The sequence below is a fragment of the Propionispira arboris genome (assembly GCF_900109225.1).
Taxonomy (GTDB): domain Bacteria; phylum Bacillota; class Negativicutes; order Selenomonadales; family Selenomonadaceae; genus Propionispira; species Propionispira arboris.
On record NZ_FNZK01000001.1, the window covers coordinates 24092 to 47143 of the forward strand.

At 37.9% G+C, this 23052-nt stretch carries 20 protein-coding genes; 17 read left to right on the forward strand and 3 right to left on the reverse strand.

The window, feature by feature from the left end; genetic code table 11:
- The first annotated feature begins 85 nt into the window (after window positions 1-85).
- The gene (locus BMY14_RS00080) at window positions 86-346 is read left to right on the forward strand and encodes a TIGR03905 family TSCPD domain-containing protein (protein ID WP_019554230.1); all 261 of its coding nucleotides are present in this window, start codon (window positions 86-88) and stop codon (window positions 344-346) included.
- 32 nt (window positions 347-378) lie between these two features.
- Complete coding sequence (locus BMY14_RS00085; RefSeq protein WP_091828290.1) at window positions 379-1146, forward strand: histidinol phosphate phosphatase; 768 nt, start codon at window positions 379-381, stop codon at window positions 1144-1146.
- Window positions 1147-1208: 62 nt separating this feature from the next.
- Here the strand turns inward: BMY14_RS00085 and BMY14_RS00090 are convergent, their stop codons facing one another.
- Window positions 1209-2006, reverse strand: a complete 798-nt coding sequence (locus BMY14_RS00090) for a DeoR/GlpR family DNA-binding transcription regulator (protein ID WP_019554232.1) — start codon at window positions 2004-2006, stop codon at window positions 1209-1211.
- 463 nt (window positions 2007-2469) lie between these two features.
- Between BMY14_RS00090 and BMY14_RS00095 the strand changes: the two genes are divergently transcribed.
- The 14 genes from BMY14_RS00095 (at window position 2470) to BMY14_RS00160 (ending at window position 19627) form a co-directional block, all read left to right on the forward strand.
- Entirely contained in the window at window positions 2470-3621 is a 1152-nt protein-coding gene (locus BMY14_RS00095) for an iron-containing alcohol dehydrogenase (protein ID WP_091828291.1), read from the forward strand.
- A 35-nt stretch (window positions 3622-3656) separates the two neighbouring features.
- Complete coding sequence (locus tag BMY14_RS00100) at window positions 3657-4502, forward strand: class II fructose-bisphosphate aldolase (protein ID WP_019554234.1); 846 nt, start codon at window positions 3657-3659, stop codon at window positions 4500-4502.
- 16 nt (window positions 4503-4518) lie between these two features.
- Window positions 4519-5550, forward strand: a complete 1032-nt coding sequence (gene iolC, locus BMY14_RS00105; protein ID WP_091828292.1) for a 5-dehydro-2-deoxygluconokinase — start codon at window positions 4519-4521, stop codon at window positions 5548-5550.
- The gene (locus tag BMY14_RS00110) at window positions 5547-6305 is read left to right on the forward strand and encodes a 5-deoxy-glucuronate isomerase (RefSeq protein ID WP_091828293.1); all 759 of its coding nucleotides are present in this window, start codon (window positions 5547-5549) and stop codon (window positions 6303-6305) included. Before iolC ends, BMY14_RS00110 begins: the two co-directional genes overlap by 4 nt.
- A gap of 55 nt (window positions 6306-6360) precedes the next feature.
- Window positions 6361-8307, forward strand: coding sequence for a 3D-(3,5/4)-trihydroxycyclohexane-1,2-dione acylhydrolase (decyclizing) (iolD, locus tag BMY14_RS00115; protein ID WP_019554237.1), 1947 nt, complete (start codon window positions 6361-6363; stop codon window positions 8305-8307).
- Window positions 8308-8585: 278 nt separating this feature from the next.
- Window positions 8586-10010: a sugar porter family MFS transporter gene (locus BMY14_RS00120; RefSeq protein ID WP_091828294.1), complete on the forward strand. Its 1425-nt coding sequence runs from the start codon at window positions 8586-8588 to the stop codon at window positions 10008-10010.
- A gap of 331 nt (window positions 10011-10341) precedes the next feature.
- Window positions 10342-11229, forward strand: coding sequence for a myo-inosose-2 dehydratase (gene iolE, locus BMY14_RS00125; protein ID WP_019554239.1), 888 nt, complete (start codon window positions 10342-10344; stop codon window positions 11227-11229).
- A gap of 161 nt (window positions 11230-11390) precedes the next feature.
- Window positions 11391-12806, forward strand: coding sequence for a GntP family permease (locus BMY14_RS00130; protein WP_026329382.1), 1416 nt, complete (start codon window positions 11391-11393; stop codon window positions 12804-12806).
- A gap of 44 nt (window positions 12807-12850) precedes the next feature.
- Window positions 12851-13777 (forward strand): DMT family transporter, encoded by a 927-nt coding sequence (locus tag BMY14_RS00135; protein ID WP_091828295.1) that lies wholly within the window; start codon window positions 12851-12853, stop codon window positions 13775-13777.
- A gap of 186 nt (window positions 13778-13963) precedes the next feature.
- Window positions 13964-14644 carry a GntR family transcriptional regulator gene (locus tag BMY14_RS00140; protein WP_019554242.1) on the forward strand — a complete coding sequence of 227 codons (681 nt, stop codon included), beginning with the start codon at window positions 13964-13966 and terminating at the stop codon, window positions 14642-14644.
- Between the two features lie 137 nt (window positions 14645-14781).
- Entirely contained in the window at window positions 14782-15678 is an 897-nt protein-coding gene (gene garR / locus BMY14_RS00145) for a 2-hydroxy-3-oxopropionate reductase (protein WP_091828296.1), read from the forward strand.
- A gap of 234 nt (window positions 15679-15912) precedes the next feature.
- Window positions 15913-17337, forward strand: coding sequence for a four-carbon acid sugar kinase family protein (locus BMY14_RS00150; RefSeq protein WP_091828297.1), 1425 nt, complete (start codon window positions 15913-15915; stop codon window positions 17335-17337).
- 32 nt (window positions 17338-17369) lie between these two features.
- Window positions 17370-18212, forward strand: coding sequence for a class II fructose-bisphosphate aldolase (locus BMY14_RS00155; protein ID WP_091828298.1), 843 nt, complete (start codon window positions 17370-17372; stop codon window positions 18210-18212).
- 80 nt (window positions 18213-18292) lie between these two features.
- The gene (locus BMY14_RS00160; protein ID WP_091828299.1) at window positions 18293-19627 is read left to right on the forward strand and encodes a GntT/GntP/DsdX family permease; all 1335 of its coding nucleotides are present in this window, start codon (window positions 18293-18295) and stop codon (window positions 19625-19627) included.
- Window positions 19628-19775: 148 nt separating this feature from the next.
- Here the strand turns inward: BMY14_RS00160 and iolG are convergent, their stop codons facing one another.
- Window positions 19776-20801, reverse strand: a complete 1026-nt coding sequence (iolG, locus tag BMY14_RS00165) for an inositol 2-dehydrogenase (protein ID WP_091828300.1) — start codon at window positions 20799-20801, stop codon at window positions 19776-19778.
- A 346-nt stretch (window positions 20802-21147) separates the two neighbouring features.
- On the opposite strand from iolG, the gene BMY14_RS00170 reads away from it, so the two are divergent.
- Window positions 21148-22038, forward strand: a complete 891-nt coding sequence (locus BMY14_RS00170) for an AraC family transcriptional regulator (RefSeq protein ID WP_245741180.1) — start codon at window positions 21148-21150, stop codon at window positions 22036-22038.
- 82 nt (window positions 22039-22120) lie between these two features.
- Here BMY14_RS00170 and BMY14_RS00175 read toward each other — a convergent pair whose 3' ends face one another.
- A complete protein-coding gene (locus BMY14_RS00175; protein ID WP_019554249.1) occupies window positions 22121-22984 on the reverse strand; it encodes an AraC family transcriptional regulator in 864 nt (287 codons plus the stop codon).
- Between the last annotated feature and the right edge of the window lie 68 nt (window positions 22985-23052).

Below are 23052 nucleotides of genomic sequence, written 5' to 3' on the forward strand. Positions count from 1 at the left end.
GATGTGATGCTTCGCTGCGAACTATTTACAAATCTGTTGATTTCGTTATAATAAGAACTATACTATTTGTTAGGAGTGTTTAGTAATGAGTACTTATGTATATAAAACCAAGGGAACATGTTCCCGTCAAATTAGCATTGATTTAGAAGGAACAACCATTAAAAAAGTAGAATTTGAAGGTGGTTGCGCCGGTAATTTAAGTGGTATATCACAAATTGTAGAAGGCATGGATATGGATTTTGTTATTGCAAAATTTGCTGGTAATACTTGTGGCCCAAGGTCGACATCTTGTCCAGATCAATTAGCGAAAGCTTTGCAAGAAGCCTATGCAGCCGAAAACGCATAAGATCGAGATCAATAGAAAGAAGGCTGGTTCGCATGATATTTGATACCCATCTTCACACGAAAGTGTCGGCCGATTCCGAAATGCAGATAACAGAGGCTTTGACCAGAGCCCGTGAACTGAAGCTTGGTTTAATCGTAACAGAACATATGGATTTTGATTATCCAGATCCAAGTTTTATCTTTGATCCGCAAGCTTATTTTACTGAATATGCCAGCTATAGGAGTGAGTCTTTATTGCTTGGTGTGGAAATTGGTATGCAGGAATCCTGCTATGAAAAAAGTCGTGCTTTGGCAGAGGAAAACCAATTTGATTACGTTATTGGCTCAATTCATTTATTGGAGCATACCGGAGATATATATTATCCAGCTTTTTACGGAAATCGACTGAAACAGGAAGTGTATTCGATTTATTTTAAGACGATGGCAGATTCTGTGAAGCAGTATTCTTTTATTGATGCCTTGGGACATATTGATTATATTGCACGATATGCTCCTTATGCGGAACCAGAAATTTATTATCATGAATTTGCCGAGCAGATTGATGAAGTATTACAAGCATTGATCACACATGATACCGTCATAGAGCTCAATACGCGGCGTTTAGGGGATCGTTCTGTCATTAAATCCCTGGCACCTATTTATAAGCGATACTATGATTTGGGTGGACGTTATGTAACGCTTGGTTCCGATGCACATAAAATGGTCGATATTGGCAGTCATTTTACGGCGGCAAAGGAATTAAGTGAATGGTGCAATTTGAAAATGGTGTATTTTAAAAATCGGCGAATGCAGTATGTATAAATTTTAAAAAGAAACCTTCGTATGACAAGTATAGAATATTTGTCAGGCGAAGGTTTCTTTTTTTATAGTTTGTAAAAATTTTCTTCTTGCGAGAAATTTGTTTGATTTGTAAGGAGCTTCACTTTATGTTTGCTGAGGTAGGTTAAATACTCCACAGGTGGTTCTTTATCGACAATGAGGTAATTGAGATCGCTGATTTCACAGTAGGTCATTAGTGAGGAAACATTAATTTTTGAAGAATCAATGAGTAACACTTTCATATTGTTTTTCTGGGCAAGATAGCGTTTGATTTCGCATTCGAGAGGAGAAGCATTCGTTACACCGTTTTCTAGTGAGATCCCAGTTGAAGCAAGAAATGTTTTTGATATATTATAGTTGTTTAAACAGTTTACAACACTAGGACCAACGAATGCATTAGATGGCAGGTATAGAGAGCCGCCAGTCGCGATGATATTGAGTTGGCTGTATGCTGCTGCCAGGTTGATGACATGGACGCTGGCCGTTACAATTGTTAGATTTTTCTTTTCGGCAAGATATGGGATCATATGCATTGTAGTTGTCCCTGAATCAATATAGATAACATCACCGTCACAGACAAGATCAGCTGCCAAGCGAGCAATTTGCTTCTTTAAAGATGGGTTTTTTATTTCGCGGGTAGCAAATGGCTCAGGGGATTCTGTACTATGTTTCAGCATGATTCCACCATATACTTTTGTTATAATACCGTGCTTTTCAAGTTCAGCAATATCGCGGCGAATCGTATTTTTGGATACATCAAAAATTTCACAAAGTTTATTGATGGAAATACTATCGGAATCTTCGAGGATTTCTTCAATCTTGTTTAAGCGGTTAATTTTCATAAATTTTCCCCTGTTCTCTTTTGATTTTCGTAGATCTTCACACATACTCACAATGTGTTCATAAAAATAAGTATATTTTGAGTATGTTCCTTATGTTTTATTATAAATGTCTTTCCTTGAATATACAAGTTATTTTCACAAAGATCGGTTTGGATGTTTATTTTAACTATATAGAACGCATTAAAGAAATTACATTTAGTCTGTCAGTCTGTCAGGAATGGGGTATAGGTATACCCCATTCCTGACAGACTGACAGACTAAATGTTTCATGCCATATATATAATTATTAATAATTCAAATCTAATATGAAATTATTAATAGTTATGGAGGAATAATAAAAATTAATAAAACATGAAAAACTATTGACAAAAAGAAGTAAATGTATTAACTTATAACCATAAGATAATCAAAAGATTATCAAGATAATAATAAAATATACTCAGTTATATAAGGGGTGTTCATAGTGGGGAATGTATTTTTAGTGCCAGCAAAAATAATATCCGGTGTAGATGTTATAAATGAACTTGGTATACATATTGCAGGAAAAGGCACAAAAGCACTGATTGTTACGGATAAATTTATGGTTCAATTTGGCAATGCTGCAAAAGTTACAGCAGTTTTAGATAGGGAACATATTGATTATGTTATTTATGATGGAGCGAATAGTGAACCAACCGATACCATTGTTGCAGATGGTGTTGCACTTTATAAAAAAGAGCAATGTGATTTTTTGATTGCCTTAGGCGGAGGCAGTCCCATTGATACGGCAAAAGCCATTGGCTTTATGGCGAATTCATCGGGGCATATCCGAGAATATCTCCATAAAACAATTGATGAAAAAGTTCCTTATCTTGTTGCAATACCAACTACGGCGGGAACTGGTTCAGAAGCGACTAAATTTACAATCATTGCCGATACAAAAAACAATGTTAAAATGCTTTTAGCAGGTCCTTCAATTTTGCCGGCTCTTGCCGTTATTGATCCTGTTTTTACGATGACTGCTCCACCAAAAGTAACATCGGCAACCGGGGTTGATGCTTTAACACATGCGATAGAAGCCTATACCTCTCGCAAAGCACAGCCGCTTTCCGATATATTCGCGCTGTCAGCAATTAAAAAAATTCATAAAAATCTACCGATTTGCTTTCATGATGCGAAAAATGAAGCTTCAAGATTGCAGATGTCATTAGGTGCGAATGAAGCTGGAATTGCTTTTAATAATGCTTCCGTCACATTGGTTCACGGCATGAGTCGGCCAATTGGAGCACTTTTTCATATTGCACATGGTGTATCAAATGCGGTGTTATTGCCAGCTTGTCTCGAGTTTGCGATTGAAGACAATACGAAACGATTCGCGGAGATTGGCAGGCTCATGGAAGTTGCTGATCAAAAAACCGATGATAAAACTGCGGCCAAGGCCATGGTAAAAGAAGTCAGCCGCTTTTGTAAAGAAATAGAAATTCCAACAATGACGGAATTGGGTGTGCGGAAAGAAGACTTTATGTCAAAGCTTGATAAAATGGCAGAAGATGCCTTAGACAGCGGCAGCCCACAAAATACGTTTCGGAGTCCAACAAAAGAACAAATTATTGAAATATACAAAAAATTGTTTTAATTTTAAGAATATATTACTTTAAAGGAGGACAAAAAATGCCACTCGTAAAATTAAGCGAACTTTTAAATGATGTAACAGACAATACCTATGCAGTTGGCTCCTTTAATGTTTCGAATATGGAAATGGCAATGGGAGCGGTGCAGGCAGCGGAAGAACTAAATGCACCACTGATTTTGCAAATTGCGGAAGGTCGGCTTAAATATTCACCACTGGAAATTCTGGGACCGATGATGGTGGCGGCAGCCAGACAGGCAAAAGTACCAACAGCGGTGCATCTTGATCATGGCTTTACACTGGAAACAATCCAATTAGCACTGGATGTTGGTTTTACTTCTGTAATGTTTGATGGTTCGAAATATTCCCTCAAGGAAAACATAGAAAAAACAAAAGCTGTAAAAGCATTGGCAAGTCGCTATGGTGCTGATGTTGAAGGTGAAATTGGTCGTGTTGGCGGAGCCGAAGGTGATTATAAAAGTGTGGATATACTTTTGACAAGTGTAGCGGAAGCGGTTCAGTTTGCGGAAGAGACTGGTGTTGATGCTTTGGCCATTGCCATTGGGACAGCACATGGCAATTATAAAGAACAGCCAAAGCTTAACATTGAAAGATTGAAAGAAATTGCCGCAGTCGTCAAGTGCCCGCTCGTACTGCATGGTGGGACTGGACTTACGGATGCTGATTTCAAAAATTGTTTAGCAAACGGTATTAAAAAAATTAATATTGCTACGGCATCCTATGATCATATTGCAAAACGGGTAAAACTTTTACTGAAAACGAAACCCGAAGCGAATTATTTTGATTTAAGTCATGAAACAGTGGCGGCTGCTTGTGAAAACATTGAGCATCATATGTTGATTTTTGGATTAAAAGACAAAGCTTGAAGGAGGCAGATTAAAAATGGCAGTGATAGAGTTTGATCAGACGAAAAGCAGGGATTTGGTTTTAATTGGCCGCGTAACGATTGACTTCAATCCGAATGAATTAAATCGTACGCTTGATAGAGTTGAAACGTTTTCGATGTATCTTGGCGGGTCACCGGGGAATATGGCCGTTGGTGTTAATAAATTAGGTAAAAATGTTGGATTTATCGGTTGCGTATCCAATGATCAATTTGGCACGTTTATCCTTAATTATTTTAAGGAACGCAAGATTGATATATCACAAATGGTCAGAGCGCAGCATGGTGAAAATTTAGGGCTGACATTCACGGAAATATCGAGTCCAACGGATAGCCAAATATTGATGTATCGAAATGGTGTGGCAGATCTGCAGATTTCACCGCAGGATGTCTCAGAAAAATATATTGCCGATAGTAAGATTTTACTGGTTTCAGGCACAGCTTTGGCAGCAAGTCCATCTCGTGAAGCCTGTCTTTTAGCCGTACAATATGCAAAAAAACATGGGGTTAAAGTGATTTTTGATATTGATTATCGAGAATACACTTGGAAATCAAAAGAAGAACTGGCAATTTATTATTCTTTGCTGGGGAAGATGAGTGATATTATTATTGGGTCCCGAGAAGAATTTAATTTAATGGAAAATATCTCGGAAGACAGTAAAATTGCTGATCACGAATTGGCAGATACATATATTGCGCATGGCAATCAAATTGTTATCATCAAACACGGAAAAAAAGGTTCAATTGCCTATAGTGCAGATAAAAATGCCTATAAAATTGATTCCTATAATATTAAATTGCTGAAATCATTTGGTGGTGGTGATGCGTATGGTTCTGCTTTTGTGTATGGATTACTTGAAGGCTGGTCACTACCCGAAGCATTGAAATATGCTACAGCTCATGCCGCAATGGTTGTTGCCAGTCATAGCTGTTCGAATGCAATGCAGACGGCAGAGCAGATTCGAGATTTTATTGAAAAACATAAAGAGGAACAAGTCGTTACAAAATTAGATTGGAGTGAAAAAATATGAAATTTGGGCGGTTAGACAAACTTCAGCATGGTTATAATGCAATGACAACTTGTGATAGCAAAATGTTAATGGATATTGGCTATCAGGTAATGGAACCAAAAGAAATTTTGAGCTTTATTGATACAACGAAAGAAACAGCTTTTGTTATTTTAACTGGACAGATCAGCATAACTTGGGATGAAAAAACTGAGACTATGGAACGCAGATCTTTGTTTGATGAAAATCCATATTGTTTGCATGTACCAGTCAATACACAAGTACAAATAAAAGCAGTATCAGCAGCAGAAATATTGATTCAAAAAACAGAAAATGAAAAATTGTTTCCAGCTAAATTTTATCGTCCTGCAGACGTGCAGTGCGATCAATTTGGTGCAGGAATGTGGAATGGTACGGCTGAACGAACCGTTCGAACAATTTTTGATTATACCAATGCACCCTATTCAAATATGGTCAACGGCGAAGTTATCAACCGCCCAGGACGCTGGTCCGGCTATATTCCGCACACGCATCCGCAGCCTGAAGTATATACATATAAATTTGATAAACCGCAGGGATTTGGTTGTTCTTTTATCGGTGAGGAAGCATTTAAAATTTCACATAATAGTTGGTCGGCGATTCCGGGGGGAGATAGTCATCCTCAGGTTACGGCACCTGGTTATGCAATGTGGTATAGCTGGATGATTCGCCATTTACCAGGAGATCCATGGAATAAAACAAGAACAGATGATCCGGATCATGTATGGTTATTGGAGTAAGTTGTTAAAATTTTGTAATTTTAAGGTATGACAGATCACGAAAGGGTGGAATGAAATGGCAAATACGATTAAACTCACAGTAGCGCAGGCTCTTGTTAAATTTTTAAATAATCAGTATATTGAATTTGATGGTAAACAAAATAGAATGTTCAAAGGTATTTTTACTATTTTTGGGCATGGTAATGTAATTGGGTTAGGACAGGCATTGGAGGAAGATCCAGGAGAACTGGTTGTACATCAGGGACGCAATGAACAAGGCATGGCTCATGCGGCGATGGGGTTTGCCAAGCAAAAAATGCGTAAACAGATTTATGCTTGTACTTCATCGGTTGGACCTGGTGCGGCCAATATGGTGACAGCAGCAGCAACAGCAACTGCCAATTGTATTCCAGTGCTATTTTTACCAGGCGATGTCTATGCGACGCGTCAACCGGATCCAGTATTGCAGCAGATGGAGCAACCGAGTAATTTGTCTATTAGCACAAATGACGCGTTTAAGGCTGTCAGCAAGTATTGGGACAGAATTACTCGCCCGGAAATTCTCATGTCGGCTTGTATCAATGCAATGCGTGTGCTTACGGACCCAGCCGATACGGGGGCGGTTACAATTGCGCTGCCGCAGGATGTAGAAGGTGAAGCCTATGATTATCCGGAATATTTCTTCCAAAAGCGTGTTCATCGTATTGACCGTCGTCCGGCGACAAAAGCAATGGTTGCTGATGCGGTGGATATTATTACGCGCAAGAAAAAGCCGATTATTATTTTCGGCGGAGGGGTAAAATATTCAGAAGCTGTTGAAATGTACAAAGAATTTGCCGAAACCTATAATATTCCCATCGCTGAAACACAAGCTGGTCGTGGTGCAATTGTGTGGAATCATCCATTAAATCTTGGCGGCATTGGTGAAACAGGTGGTTTGGCTGCAAATATGATTGCTAAAGAAGCAGATTTAGTTATTGGTGTAGGCACACGTTATACGGATTTTACAACATCTTCGAAATGGTTGTTTCAAAATCCAGATGTGGAATTCCTTAATATCAATGTATCTGAATTCCATGCTGCTAAAATGGATGGAGTACAGATTATAGCCGATGCAAAAGCGGGTTTGGCGGCAATTGAGGAAATTCTTAGTACAACAGATTGGAAAACAGCGTATACAGATGAAATAAAGATAGCAAAAAGGAAATATGATACTGAGATAGATCGTGTTTATAACGTAGAATACACAGGTGTAGGCTTCATTCCTGAAATTGATGACAGCTTAGATCGCGAAAAAGTGTTTGCTGAATATCAAGCAATTACGGGGTCTTGTCTCACACAATCGCGTGCTTTAGGTGTATTAAATGAATGTTTGAATGATACAGATATTATTGTAGGTTCTTCAGGCAGTCTGCCGGGAGATTTGCAGAGGGCGTGGCGCGTAAAAGGATCCAATACATATCATGTGGAATATGGATTTTCCTGTATGGGTTATGAAGTTAATGCGGCACTTGGTGTAAAGCTGGCTGAACCAGATAAAGAAGTGTATTCTTTTCTAGGCGATGGTTCATATATGATGCTTCATTCAGAATTACCAACCTCTATTCAAGAACGCAAAAAAATCAATGTTATATTATTTGATAATATGACGTTTGGCTGTATCAATAATTTACAGATTGAACATGGACAAGGCAGCTTTGGTACAGAATTTAGATTTAGAAATCAAGCAACAGGTAAGCTTGATGGCGGGTTTGTGCCGATTGATTTTGCGATGAATGCAGCATCTTATGGCTGCAAGACATATACTGTTAAAACGGTAGAAGAACTGAAAACTGCACTTATTGACTCGAAAAAGCAAACTGTATCTACTTTAATTGATATTAAAGTATTACCGAAAACCATGGTGCATAAATATGGATCTTGGTGGCGTGTCGGCGTTGCGGAAGTTTCAAAAAGTCAAAAAGTACACGATGTTTATGAAAATGTAATTTTACCTCATTTGGCTGAAGCTAGGAAATACTAAAAGGTTCTTTTGATATACGAAATCCGCATAAAATATTTATTACTGACATATATTATAAAAATGGCATTGCGGGTTTCGTTTTATCTTTAGATAGGTGACCCAGGATTATCCAGTAGAATAGACTGAATAGTTTTAATTTTGAGTTATGAATTTGTAAGAACCGTAATGAAAATTTCTTAATCTTTTAATTTCTTAAAATATAATACTGCTTCAGGATATTCTCGCAAATTACTATTTTATAAAGTCTATTAAAGACTAAATGATGAGGGGGAAATAGTATGGGACAACAGAAAACACCTAAGCAATTTTTAAGAACAGTCACAATTATATCTACATTTGGAGGTTTGCTTTTTGGGTATGATACGGGTGTGGTCAATGGTGCATTGCCGTACATGGCACTTCCCGATCAATTAAATCTTACACCATTTACAGAAGGACTTGTCGCGAGTGGGCTTCTATTTGGAGCGGCAATTGGTTCATTTTTGGGTGGACGCATTTCCGATGCAAAGGGTCGCAGAAAAATGCTTTTAATGCTTGCCGTTATTTTCTTTTTTGCAACAATTGGCTGCACATTATCACCAACCGTTGAAGTTATGGTATGCTTTAGATTTTTGCTGGGGTTAGCAGTTGGGGGTGCATCTGTAACGGTGCCAGCATATTTAGCTGAAATGTCACCAGCGGAAAATCGTGGACGAATGGTTACACAAAATGAACTGATGATTGTAACTGGTCAGTTATGTGCTTTTGTTTTTAATGCAATCATTGGTGTAAGTTTTGGTGAAAGCGCACATGTTTGGCGTTACATGTTAGTAATTGCCTCGCTTCCAGCGGTTGTGCTCTGGTTTGGAATGCTGGCGATGCCAGAAAGCCCAAGATGGCTTGTGATGAATGGTAAAATTGGTGAAGCTCTTAAAGTTTTGAAACAGGCCAGAGATGAAGGTCGCGCGATTGCTGAGTTAAATGAAATTCAGGATAATCTGGCACAAGAAACAAGTATTGAAAAAGCAACACTAAAAGATCTTACAACGCCTTGGGTGAGGCGAATTGTCTTTATCGCTATGGGGATTGCAATTTGCCAGCAGATATCGGGCGTAAATTCAATTATGTATTACGGAACGCAGATTTTGCAAAAAGCGGGATTTAGTACAGAAGCAGCACTGATTGGTAACATTGCGAATGGTGTAATTGCGGTGTCGGCTACATTTTTTGGCATTTGGATGATGGGCCGTCATGGGCGCCGACCACTCTTAATGACAGGTCAGATTGGTACGATTTGTGCACTGTTTTTAATTGGAACATTTTCCAATGTATTAGAAGGAACTACCATATTGCCATATGTTGTACTTTCATTGACTGTAACTTTCTTATTTTTTCAACAAGGTTTTTTGTCACCAATTACCTGGTTGATGCTTTCCGAACTTTTTCCTATGAGGCTCCGTGGTATGGGGATGGGATTAACGGTTTTATGTTTATGGATCACAAATTTCTTCGTTGGTTTAAGTTTTCCTGTATTAATGGATGCATTTGGACTATCGCATACATTTTTTGCGTTTGTAGGAATTGGTCTTTTTGGGTTACTATTTGCGTATAAATTTGTTCCAGAAACGAGAGGCCGCTCCTTAGAACAGATCGAACAAGATTTTAGAAATCATGGCAAAAAAAAAGCAGAAACACTGACTAAAGCGAGTACTTCTGCAGAATGATAAGAGGTGCAGGATGATAATTACATATAAAAAAGAACGCTATGGTTCAGTCCCGCTAAGACCTGAGAACCAGCACTGCAAAGCAGGCCTCGCATAAATTGCGAATAACGTCCTAAGTGTTACATCCTAATACTAGAGTTATTTTTTTAACTTGTCAATGTCTGATTGAGTTTCTCTGTGTTGTTTAACAGCAGGTTATCTAATTAATGATAGACTGCTGTTAAAATTAAATTACAATTAAGCTAAGCGAAATTTTTCGGGGAATAGGATGATCAAATGATAAAAAAATTATAAATATACAGATTAGTAGAATGAATTGGAGGAAAATGAAATGGCAGATATAACATTGGGTATTGCACCGATTGCTTGGACAAACGATGATATGCCCGATCTTGGAAAAGAAAATACATTTGAACAATGTGTCAGCGAAATGGCCCTGGCTGGCTTTACAGGGTGCGAAGTTGGTGGTAAATATCCACGAGATACAGAGGTTTTACAAAAAGCACTAAAACTTCGCAATATGTCAATTGCCAGCGCTTGGTTTAGTTCATTTTTAACAACGAAACCATTACAAGAAACAGTAACGGCTTTTATTGAACATCGGGATTTTCTCTTTGCCATGGGCGCAAAGGTTATTGTTGTTGCTGAACAAGGGCATAGTGTTCAGGGAATGCTCAATACACCCGTATTTGCGGGGAAACCATATTTTACAGATATGGAATGGGACAAACTTGTCCAAGGACTTAATAAACTAGGTGAACTGGCAAAAGAAAAGGGCATGAAAGTCGTGTATCATCATCATATGGGGACTGGTGTCCAAACTGAAAGTGAAATTGATAAACTGATGGAAATGACAGATCCAGCATTGGTATATCTTTTATTTGATACGGGGCATTTAGTCTGTTCAGGTGAAGATTATCTGGGCATTCTCCAAAAATACTTACCGCGTATCCAGCATATCCATTTAAAGGATATTCGTAAGAATATAGTTAAACAGGTTAAGGAAAAAAATATGAGTTTCCTTGATGGCGTTCGAGCTGGTATGTTTACGGTTCCTGGCGATGGAGATGTTGATTTTGCGCCAGTATTTGACCTTGTTAATAAAAGTCAGTATCAGGGTTGGTATATTGTCGAAGCAGAACAAGATCCAGCTAAGGCAAATCCTCTGGAATATGCACAAATAGCAAGAAAATATATCAGAGAACAGGCAAAATTGTAATATTCAGCAATACAATTTTTTATGTTAAATTTATAGGTTAGGCTGGTAGGGGTGCTGTGAAAATAAATATACCTATTTTAGATGAATTTCTAAAATTGAGGTTGGCTTATTGGCCATATTTATTTCGCAGCAGCTCATTTTTTATAGATGGGGTGATTTTCGTGGGACTTACAATGATTGTAATCAGTTTACTGTTGCTTATGTTTTTTGCGTATCGAGGTTATTCTATTATTTTTATTGCCCCATTGTTTGCTATTGTAGCTGCGATCGGCAGCGGGCATGCAGCTATGCCGATTTATAGTGAGATTTATATGACTAAGGCCGCAGAATATATTAAAACGTATTATCCGGTTTTTTTATTGGGAGCAGTTTTTGCTAAAATCATGGAAGAAGGTGGGTTGGCCGCAGCTGTAGCCGAAAAAATTGTATCCACATTGGGAAAAGAAAAAGCGATTCTGGCTATACTTTTGGGGTGTGGTGTTCTAACATACGGTGGATTAAGTGTATTTGTTGTTGCTTTTGTAATGTATCCGTTTTCAGCAATTTTATTTAAAGAAGCAGATATTCCGAAACGTTTGTTGCCGGCATTGCTTTGGATGGGGATTTTTACATATAGCATGGTAGCCATCCCGGGAACACCGCAAATTCAAAATATTATTCCAACTTCTTTTTTTGGAACGACGACTTGGGCCGGTATAGGGTTGGGGCTTATTGGTGCAGTTCTTTATTTTTTGATTGCCTGGGGCTGGATTCGTCATCGCCATATAAAATTAAAAGCCCGTGGTGAAGGCTATGGTAAACATGTATTAAATGAGCCAGAGGTAGCAAAAGAAGCTTTACCAGATTGGCGATTGTCAGCATTGCCGCTTCTGTTAGTTATTGTTTTAAATTTATTGATAAGTAATCCATTCCATTGGGCGTGGGCCTATCATTGGGATAGCAGCAGTTTGGATTCCTTTTTACCATTAAATTTGTCTTTATTGGCATCCAGTGTTGATAAAGTACAGGCAATCTGGTCGATTAATGCAGCACTTGTAATCAGCAGTATAGCAGCTGCTGTGATTGGCAAAAAACGCTTACAAGGAAAAGGTGGTGTGGTACATCCCATTAATAGTGGTGCGATTGGGTCAACCAGTGCAATTTTAAATGTTGCTTCTGGGTATGCTTTTGGTTGTGTTATTGCGGCCTTACCGGCATTTCAGGTCATTCGAGAAATGCTGTTAGGTATAACTTTTGGCGGCGGACCGCTTTTGTCAGTGATTTTTACGACCAATATTATGACGGCAGTGACAGGATCTTCTTCAGGTGGGATGACGATTGCTCTTGGAATGCTGGGACAGCAATGGCTTGATTGGGCACAGCAAATTGGCATGTCACCAGAAGTTTTACACCGTATAATCTGTATGGCTTCGGAGTGTATAGATACAGTACCTCAAGCTGGGGCATTGGTGACCCTTATGGCAGTTTGTGGGCTTACGCACAAAGAATCTTATTATGATGTTATAATTTTAACAGGGCTAAAGACCGCGGTAGTATTTATCTGCTTAGCAATTTATACATTAACTGGACTGGTCTGAGTGATATCGAGGGATAGGGATAAGATCATTAAGAAGGAATTCATATGGAAAATAAAAACAAGACCTATTTTTTGTTGGTAATTGCGACAGCTTTTTGGGGAATTCAGCCACTTTGTATCAAACTGCTTGTTACAAAGTGGACACCAGTGACAATCACCTGCGCCCGCTACTTTGTAATCAGTGGGATACTTTTCTTTATTTTATACCTGCGGAAGGATAAAGGTTTGTTCCCACCGCAAAAATGTCTTTTCCCTTTGATTCTCATGGGGATTATGGGGATTGCGATAAACAATATTGCCCAGTTTACGGGGCTGCAGTATTCTACTATTATTAATTGCACGCTTATTTCCGCTACCTCACCGGCTATTACAGCTTTTTTATCAGCTATCTGTATTAAAGAACGTCTTAATGGCATACAATGGATGGGAATTGGAATTTCTTTTGCGGGAGTATTATGTATAATAAGCCATGGTTCCCTAACATTTATATTACATAGTGAGTTTAATCGGGGCGATATTTTATTTTTTATCTGTCAGCTTAGTTGGACCCTTTATTCGATAATCGGTCTTAAAGTTATGCATCAAATATCGGCACTTGCTGCAACTGCCTGGGCGGGCTTTTTTGGAGCAACGTTTACAGCTCTTTATGGTTTAATCGTTGAGGAGGTACATTTTTTGCCATTATTCGTACCAGCAGTTGCGGCATTTATGTATACGGTAATTTGTGGTGGTGTCTTAGCAATGTTATTTTGGAACATGGGCGTAAAAGATGCTGGTCCGAGCTTGACAGCAATTTTCCAAAATATTACACCAGTTGTTGGTGTAATAGGGGGAACCATATTTTTTAATGAAATAATCGGACGGGCTGATATTGTTGGTGCTATAGGAATTTTTGCTGGTGTATATCTAACGATGCACAGTAATAAAGTACAAGAATATCTAGCACGATGTTGGTTGAAAAAAAGTATTTAATCTAGGGATAAATATCGAGTTCACAGACAAAGTTGTGGGACTCGATGTTTTTGACGTATGATAAAAAAATAAATTGTAATATCTTAATAAAATATATTGACTTTAACAATAACTAATAGTATGCTACATACAGGCAATCAAAACGAAAGAATATAAAACAATACATAATGCGTAGTTACTCTTTTATTGCAGAAAGGCGGTGATACTATTTTACAGAGAATTTCTTTTAAAGATCAGGTTTATGAATATTTAAAAAAAGCCATTGTAAATGGTGAACTGAGTACCGGTGAAATTTACTCTGAACAGATGTTTGCTGATCAACTGCAAGTTTCAAGGACTCCTGTGCGGGAAGCTGTTTTACAGCTTAAAAATGAAAATATGCTTGAAGTTTATAATAATCGCGGTATTATGGTAAAACCGTTGTCTTTTCTTGACGCGCAGAAAATCATCCAAACACGTGTAGCCATTGAAGGCTATAGTGTACGTTATTTAACGCAGCGTGTAGAAACGGATGTTGCGCGCGAAACTTTAAAAAAAATGCAGTCGTGTCTTGATCAAGAACGAGCCGTTGAAGTGCAAGACTTAGGAATTTATGATTTTATGAAAGCCGATGTACAGTTCCATGGACTTATTATAGCCTTTACAGATAATGAATATTTTGTTAAGACGATCGATATGCTCAGATCCCGACTGGAAAAAGCAACGGTCAGTTCACTTAAAGCATATAATAGAACCAATGCCGCTTTAATTGAACATCGGGATTTACTGACAAAGATACAGAGCGGTAATGTTGACGCAGCGTATCAATCATTTGAAAAACATATGAAAATAACGGAAGAAATTATGAAACATTGCCAGTTAGACTAATTTCAAGAAAATGAAAATATAGCCTTTCATAGCAATGTTTTGTTTTTATATCTAGTAGTATGCTACATACAGGTTCATATAAAAAAGTAGTGTACAGCCTATCATTTATAAATAGAAAATATCAAGGAGGTCTTTTTATGTCAAAAGTAGGTTTTGTTGGATTAGGAATTATGGGAAAACCAATGGTATTGAATTTATTAAAAGCAGGAATTGAAACAACGGTATATGATATTAATCCGGCAGCGGTTGATGCATTAAAAGAAGCTGGGGCAAAAGGTGCAGTTTCGCCGAAAGAATTAGCAGGCGGAAATGATGTTATTATCACAATGGTTCCAAATGCTAAGATTGTTGGCATTTTACTAGAAGGTCCTGATGGAATTTTAGCTGGTGTAAAACCAGGCACTGTCATTGTCGATATGAGTTCGGTTTCACCTGTGGATTCAAAATATTTTGCGGAACTGGCAAAGAGCAAACAATGTCCTTTCCTTGATTCTCCAGTAAGTGGTGGGGAGCCCGGTGCCATTCATGCAACGTTGGCATTTATGGTTGGTGGTGATGAAGCTGTTGTGGAACAAATCAGAGATGTTTATGATGCAATGGGAACTTCAATTACAGTAGTTGGACCAAATGGTAGTGGTTCGGTAGCAAAACTTGCAAATCAGATCATGGTAAATCTTAATATTGCCGCGGTTTCCGAAGCTTTGATTTTAGCCCAAAAAGCCGGCGCAGATCCGAAGAAAGTATATGAAGCAGTTCGCGGCGGACTTGCGGGCAGTACCGTACTCGATGCAAAAGCACCGATGATGTTCAATCGTAATTTTAAACCAGGCGGAACGCTTGCAATCAATTTAAAAGATATTACCAATGTTATGGATACCGCCAAAAGTCTTGAAGTACCGTTGATTCTTACAAGCCAGTTACAGCAAATTATGCTGAGCCTAAAATCCGATGGACATATTATGGATGACCATAGTGGTATTGTTCAATTTTATGAAAAAATTTCTGGCGTGGAAGTAAAAACTCCACAAAAATAAATTGTGAGTCAATTCTAGATAAGTTGCATTAAATATTTTGTATGGCAATCGTCAGGAAAGGGGTGTAGGGTTGAGTGGCGTTACGGAGGAAGCAAACGATGCCCTATACCTCTTTCCTAGCAGCCTAATAAGCTGCAATTTATATATAGCTTATAAATTATTTCAGCCTGAGCTGGCAGAATCGTTTCACTAGTCTTAGGCTGAAAATTAAATGAAAGACAGAGGAGCTTTATCATGGCAAAAATACTCAAAAGTGAATTATTTAAAGATATTCCAGTAATCGACGAAACAATGGTCGATGACACATTAAAAGATGTATTAAAAGCATTTGGTAAAAAAATTGTGGTTTTAGATGATGATCCAACAGGGGTTCAAACGGTACATGATATTTCGGTCTATACAGATTGGTCTGCAGAAAGTATTGCTGCCGGTTTTGCCGAAAAAAATTCGATGTTCTTTATCTTAACGAATTCACGCGCTTTTTCAACAGCCGAAACCGAACTTGTTCATCGTGATATTGCGAATCGTATAGCAAGCGAAGCTAAAAAAACGCAGCAAGAATTTATGATTATCAGCCGTAGTGATTCTACGCTGCGGGGACATTATCCATTAGAAACACAGATACTTGAAAGCACAGTTGCAAAAAATTCCGGTGTACAGACGGATGGTGAAGTTATCATGCCATTTTTTAAAGAAGGCGGACGTTTTACAATCAATAATATTCATTATGTACAGGAAGATGAATATTTGGTTCCAGCAGGTGAAACGGAATTTGCGAAGGATAAAACTTTTGCTTATACAGCTTCTAATCTAGGTGAGTATATAGAAGAGAAAACAAAAGGAGCATACAAAGCGGCGGATACAACGTATATATCGCTTACAGATATCAGAAAATTTAAAATTCAAGAAATTACCAATCAACTCTTAAAAGTAGAAAATTTCAATAAAGTTATTGTTAATGCTGTCGATTATGTTGATGTGAAAGTGTTTGCAATTGCTTTGATTCAAGCGATGAGTCAGGGAAAAACATTTATGTTTAGAACTGCTGCTGCATTTACTAAAGTCATTGGTGGCGTTACAGATCAACCGCTTTTAACGAAAAAAGAATTGGTTGAAAAGGGGAATACAAATGGTGGTCTGGTAATTGTTGGTTCACATGTACAAAAAACAACCCAGCAGTTAGCTGAACTACAAAAATGTGATTATATTAAATTTATTGAATTTAACCATTTATTAGTTTTGCAGCCAGAAAATTTAGAACTTGAATTAAAACGCATTATTAATGAAGCCGAAAGCGATATTAAAAACGGACAAGCGGTTGTTGTCTTTACTGGCAGAAAAAGATTGGATGTTGGTTCGGAGGAAGAATCACTCAAAGTATCTGTTAAGATTTCCGAAGCAATTACCAGTATCGTTCAGCGTTTGTCAATCAAACCTGGGTTTTTAATAGCAAAAGGCGGTATTACATCTAGTGATGTTGGAACAAAAGGTCTTGGCGTGAAAAAAGCGCAAGTTTTAGGACAGGTGAAACCAGGTATTCCCGTTTGGAAAACCGGCAGTGAAAGTAAATTCCCTAATATGTCTTATATTATTTTCCCCGGCAATGTTGGAGCGGTTGAAACACTGCGTGAAGTAGTAGACATGCTGAATGATCGTTAAACTTTTAATTTTATTTTAATGAAGGAGTTTTTATGTTACTGAATTTAAAAGATATATTAGAGTATGCCAAGGTCAATCAATCGGCGATTGGTTCCTTCAATGTTTATAATTTAGAATCTATTCAGGCTGTCGTACAGGCAGCCTTGGCTGCAAAACAACCTGTTATTATATCGTTTGGCGAATCGTATACTTCACATGCACCAATCGAAGTTATTGCCGAAATTGTCAAAATATACTGTATTAAATCAGATGTGCCATTTTGTTTGCACTTAGACCATAGCAAAGAATTAGCAACGATAATGAAAGCAATTCGTGCTGGCTTTACCTCGATCATGTATGATGGATCGGCTTTACCCCTTAATGAAAATATACGAAGAAGTCGCCAAGTTGTGGAATTGTCGCATTTGGTGGGTGTGAGTGTTGAAGGTGAATTAGGGTATATGAATAATGAAGATGGAACATCACCGGATGGCTTATGTTTGGCGGAGGGTTACACAACCGTTGCAGCGGCTAAAGAATATACGGAGCAATCTGGAGTAGATGCATTAGCTATCGCAATTGGTAATGCGCATGGTATCTATAAAGGTATTCCCACCCTTGATTTTCTAAGACTGGAAGAGATTAAGCGAACTATCAAGGTGCCGATTGTTTTGCATGGCAGCTCTGGTATTCCATTGGATTCTCTGCGTAAGGCAATTTCCTTAGGTGTGCGGAAAATCAATATTAATACGGAAGTATCAACAAAAGGAATTCAAACGGCACGATCATTTTTAGCAGACCATCTCGATAAAAATACTCGTTTCGAGATATTGGCAAAAGCCGTTGAAGGCGCCATGTCTCAAACCGTAGCAGAGTATATCAATTTGTTTAAATAAATGAGATCGACAATGCACCATATGTTAAAATTATGTTTTTACAAATGCGTAGGCGTTCGGCGATATAGGAGGACTTTGTGATGGAAACCACATTTTTAGTTATTACTTTGTTTACAGCAATCTTGTTAGTTGTATTTTTGATAATGAAAATGCATTTGCATGCATTTGTTAGTTTGATTGTTGCTTGTATGTATGTAGGGTTTATGACAGGGATGCCTTTGGTTAAGATTTGTGCATCCATTGAAGCGGGAATGGGCAGTACGCTTGGCTTTTTGGCGACGGTTCTGGGGCTTGGCAGTATTTTAGGTAAAATGCTGGAAACTTCAGGCGGGGCTGAACGTTTGGCACGGACGTTGATTGATAAGCTCGGGAAGCAGCGGGCAAATTGGGCTATGATGGTCGTTGGTCTGATTACAGGGATTCCTGTGTTTTTTCAAGTAGGATTTGTATTATTGATACCATTGGTTATTAGTGTAGCTAGGGCTACAGGGATGTCAATTGTAGCAATCGGTATTCCAATGGGCGTATCTCTGCAGATTGTTCATTGCATGCTGCCGCCGCATCCGGCTGCTATGGCCATTGCTGCGACACTCAATGCTGATATTGGTAAAGTGATTATGCTGGGGCTTTTGGTCTGTGTTGTATCCGCTACAATTGCCGGACCAATTTGGACGAAATTCATTAAAAATGGTATTAAAGTAGATCTTCCATCCTTAACGACACCAATAAAAGAAATAGCGGATAAAGATCTGCCTGCTTTTGGCATTACTTTATTTACGATTTTATTACCAATGCTTATTATGGTTTCAAAAACGATTTTTGATTTAAGTTCATTAAAAACATCAGAATTTGCTCCAATTGTGAACTTTATTGGTAATCCGATTACAGCCTTAATGATTTCAGCTTTTTTTGCCTACTGGTCTTTAGGGCTGGCACGTGGCTTTAAAATGCCGGAACTTTTAAAATTTACGGACCAATCCTTTGCTCCGGTTGCGGGTATACTGCTCGTTATTGGTGCCGGTGGTGCATTTAACCGCGTATTGATTGATAGCGGCCTGGGGGTGGCACTGGGGAAAGTTCTTACGGGTCTAGACCTAAGTCCTTTGATTCTAGCTTGGATCGTGGCCGCAGTTATGCGTTTTTCTGTTGGTTCGGCTACGGTTGCAATGATGACGTCAGCTGGTATTGTCATGCCAATGCTTGTGCAATATCCAAACCTTGATCCGGCTTTTGTTGCCTTAGCTGTAGGCTCGGGCGCAATCTGTTTTTCGCATGTAACAGATTCTGGATTTTGGATTGTTAAAGAATATTTTGGGCTAACGGTTGCTGATGCATTAAAATCTTATACATTAGCGACTTGTATTGCATCTCTGGTTGCAATTAGCATGACAGTCATGTTATCAAAAATTATTTAATGAGGATAAGCGAGGAATCAGACGATGAAGTCTGAAGTTACAATCAATACGTATTGGTGATCTCGTTCAATTCGCTTCAAGAAATAAGTAAAAACCGCTGAGATAGTTTCAGCGGTTTTTACTTTATAAAGATGTGGTTATTTTATTTTTATAAACCATAAGCAGCGCGGATTTCTTTAAGTGAAATGGGACGATTTTCCGCTGCGGATTTTTGTGCTGCTAAACCAATGAGTACGGGTTCTAGTCCATCTTGGGCCGTTACCAGAGTTGGCGTATCTTTGATAATTGCATTAACAAAGGATGCAATTTCATCAGCATAGGCATTCATGTAACGTTCCAGAAAGAAAAAGAGTGGTTTTTCAGCTACTACACCATTTTTGCCGCTGAATACTGCATTGGAACTGGAATCATTTTTAATGGAAATTGCCCCGTTTGTTCCGAATACTTCGGCACGCTGGTCATAACCATAACAAGCTTGACGACAGTTATCAATGACAGCTGTTGCACCGTTGGCAAGTTTTAATGTTATGATGGCAGTATCAACATCACCAGCTTGACCGATAGCAGGATCTACCGTAACTGAGCCGGCAGCATAAACTTCTTCTACTTCCGAGCCGGATAAGTAGCGGACCATGTCAAAATCATGAATGGTCATATCGAGGAACATACCACCGGAAATTTTCACATAATCAATAGAAGGTGGTTCAGGGTCACGTGAGGTGATTTTTATAATTTGTTGCTTGCCGATTTGACCGGCGGCTACAGCTTCCTGAATTGCTTTAAAGTTATGATCAAAACGACGATTGAAGCCTACTTGATATTTTTTACCGGAGGTTTCAACCACTTTAAGAACTTCTTTGATTTTTTCAATACTGTGATCGATTGGTTTTTCACAAAAAACGTGTTTGCCAGCTTGAAGTGCTTCGATAGAAAGTGGCGAATGCTGATCGGTTGATGCACAGATTAATACAGCATCAATGGTTGGATCGGCCAGTATTTTTTTATAATTCGTATAGGTTTCTTTAATGCCAAGGGAGTTTGCCCAAGCTATTGAATTTTCATTCAGGAATGGGTCTGCTACCGCCTTTACTTGAGCATTTTTTACATGATTGGAAATACTTTCGCCATGAACGCGGCCAATTCGACCTATGCCAATAATACCAATGTTAATCATAATTTTTATTCCGCCTTTCAAAATGAGTTCCATTTCGCAGGAACTTGTTAATTTTGTTTTCCAGTATTCATTTTACTGGCTATTATCTTTGGTTTTTGGTAATATAATAATAGAGTGATTCGGAAAATGATAACTTTATTGTTATATTATATGTTTGTTTTGATTATCTTTATGTTTAAGTATACGGTGAAATAACAAATATTACCTCTAGTATTTTGCTTTTTTTGCAAAGAAAAACATTGATTTTTCAGCTCTTTTAATGAGTTTGCTAAATATACTCCAAATTATTGCTTTGTTTATAAATAAATATTAGAATTTTCGATTAACTATAGAGTGGGTGATTCGTTTGCTGCAGTATTTTGTCAAAGAAAAATTGTCATCGATTTTTGTTGAGAATCAAAATCCGGAACTTTTATACGTATGTGAAGTCGATCCTGTGCATGCTAAAATGCCGCGGACAATGCATGTACATGAAGATCGGGTGGAAATTGTTTTGATTGTAGAAGGTTTTGGTGACTATACGATTCATAATAATAAATATCATGTACAAAAAGGCGATTTATTATTTTTTAATAGTGGTGTTATTCATGATGAGGCAGTTTGTGAAGATCAGAATATTTTAACATACTGTGCTGCTATTAAAAATCTTCAAATTACGGGTTTGGGAAAAAATGAAATTTTATCGAATTTGATGTGTCCGGTTATTCACTTGGACCAAGATTTTGAAAAAGTAAAACAAATATTTTTGCTGCTTTGCGATACAGTGAAAGAAGAAACGAACTGCAAGACGGAAATGAGCCATTACCTGATGCGGGCTTTCGTTGTGAAAGTTCATGATTGTATCGAAAAATATGAAGTGCCGATGGCACCAATTCCGTATAATTTAGGTATACAGATCAAACAGTATATTGATATGCATTATCTAGAAGATTTGAATTTAAGTAAAATTTCGGAGGCTTTACATATAAATACATATTATTTATCACATGTTTTTAAAGAAATGGTAGGTTATTCTCCCATGCAATATGTAATGCGCCGCCGCGTGGGGGAAGCGCAGAACTTATTGATTAATACGGAGGATAGTATCACAAAAATAGCTATGCGGGTAGGTTATAATAATTCGAATTATTTTCAACTGGTTTTTAGTACAATCGTTGGAATGTCGCCAGGACGTTATCGTAAATCGTGGGTGAAAGAAACGGATGTCCCAGAATTTTTTGATAAAACAGGAAAATAAAAAGTTCTTTGTCGTTAAATTAAGTACAATTTGTTTAACGGCAAAGAACTTTTTTTGTATGTTAATCGATAAAAGCAGTCTACTATTTAGAAGAATTATTTAACCATGATTTACGGTACTTTCCGGGAGGCATACCAACCATGGTATTGAAGACTACTTGAAAATAATTTGAATTGTTGTATCCGCTCATTAAGGCAATCTGTGTGATACTGTAATCGGTATTGATGAGGAGGTTTTGGGCTTCACCAATACGGCGATGAATAACATATTGCATGGGTGAGTATCCCACTATTTTTTTAAATACATGAGATAGATAATATGTATTAACACGAATGGCGGTTGAGATGGTTGAGAGATTAATATCTTCGAGATAATGTTCATCAATATATTCCTTGATTCGTAAGCCGAGGTTATAATCTTCACCTTCTAACACGACTTTATTATTATCGATTAAGATCCGGCATAGGACTAATAAAGACCGCATTGTGCAGTTCCCAATTTCGGCGGCACCAGGTTCTAAATTATGTTCAACGAAATAAGCCAAAATTGAAAAAAACTGATGTATGCGTGAAAAAAGCATGCCGCTTTGGAGAACTGGACACATAGTATTGGGCAACAATTGATTTTCAGCTAAACTTTTTAAACGAAGTTTTTTGATGCCAATACAATAGGTACTTATAGAATTCTGTTCATTGTTTTCATTGTGAAGAATACCGCTGTTGATAAAAATAAGATCTCCTTTTTTTATTTCATAGGAGTGATTATTAATGGTATAGGTTCCCTGCCCGTGACGAATAAAAATAATTTCTGCTAAATCGTGATGAACATGGAATGTTCGAGGCAGGGGCGTGGTCGTTTGACTTGTTTTGCCGATGTAGGCTAAAGCCGGTACGCTGTTCAGCTCAAAAATTGTGGTGAATGTCTCCTGGGCAAAATATTGTGACATAAAAATATCTCCCTTCTGATTAATTATATAGACACGGTTTGTACTATTGAATGCTGCAGTTTTTAAGA

Excerpts from the sequence above, each read along its gene's own strand:
- BMY14_RS00080 (WP_019554230.1), top strand. The coding sequence starts at position 86 with ATGAGTACTTATGTATATAAAACCAAGGGAACATGTTCCCGTCAAATT.
- BMY14_RS00085 (WP_091828290.1), top strand. The coding sequence starts at position 379 with ATGATATTTGATACCCATCTTCACACGAAAGTGTCGGCCGATTCCGAA.
- BMY14_RS00090 (WP_019554232.1), bottom strand. The coding sequence starts at position 2,006 with ATGAAAATTAACCGCTTAAACAAGATTGAAGAAATCCTCGAAGATTCC.
- BMY14_RS00100 (WP_019554234.1), top strand. The coding sequence starts at position 3,657 with ATGCCACTCGTAAAATTAAGCGAACTTTTAAATGATGTAACAGACAAT.
- iolC (WP_091828292.1), top strand. The coding sequence starts at position 4,519 with ATGGCAGTGATAGAGTTTGATCAGACGAAAAGCAGGGATTTGGTTTTA.
- BMY14_RS00110 (WP_091828293.1), top strand. The coding sequence starts at position 5,547 with ATGAAATTTGGGCGGTTAGACAAACTTCAGCATGGTTATAATGCAATG.
- iolD (WP_019554237.1), top strand. The coding sequence starts at position 6,361 with ATGGCAAATACGATTAAACTCACAGTAGCGCAGGCTCTTGTTAAATTT.
- BMY14_RS00120 (WP_091828294.1), top strand. The coding sequence starts at position 8,586 with ATGGGACAACAGAAAACACCTAAGCAATTTTTAAGAACAGTCACAATT.
- iolE (WP_019554239.1), top strand. The coding sequence starts at position 10,342 with ATGGCAGATATAACATTGGGTATTGCACCGATTGCTTGGACAAACGAT.
- BMY14_RS00135 (WP_091828295.1), top strand. The coding sequence starts at position 12,851 with ATGGAAAATAAAAACAAGACCTATTTTTTGTTGGTAATTGCGACAGCT.
- garR (WP_091828296.1), top strand. The coding sequence starts at position 14,782 with ATGTCAAAAGTAGGTTTTGTTGGATTAGGAATTATGGGAAAACCAATG.
- BMY14_RS00150 (WP_091828297.1), top strand. The coding sequence starts at position 15,913 with ATGGCAAAAATACTCAAAAGTGAATTATTTAAAGATATTCCAGTAATC.
- BMY14_RS00155 (WP_091828298.1), top strand. The coding sequence starts at position 17,370 with ATGTTACTGAATTTAAAAGATATATTAGAGTATGCCAAGGTCAATCAA.
- BMY14_RS00160 (WP_091828299.1), top strand. The coding sequence starts at position 18,293 with ATGGAAACCACATTTTTAGTTATTACTTTGTTTACAGCAATCTTGTTA.
- iolG (WP_091828300.1), bottom strand. The coding sequence starts at position 20,801 with ATGATTAACATTGGTATTATTGGCATAGGTCGAATTGGCCGCGTTCAT.
- BMY14_RS00175 (WP_019554249.1), bottom strand. The coding sequence starts at position 22,984 with ATGTCACAATATTTTGCCCAGGAGACATTCACCACAATTTTTGAGCTG.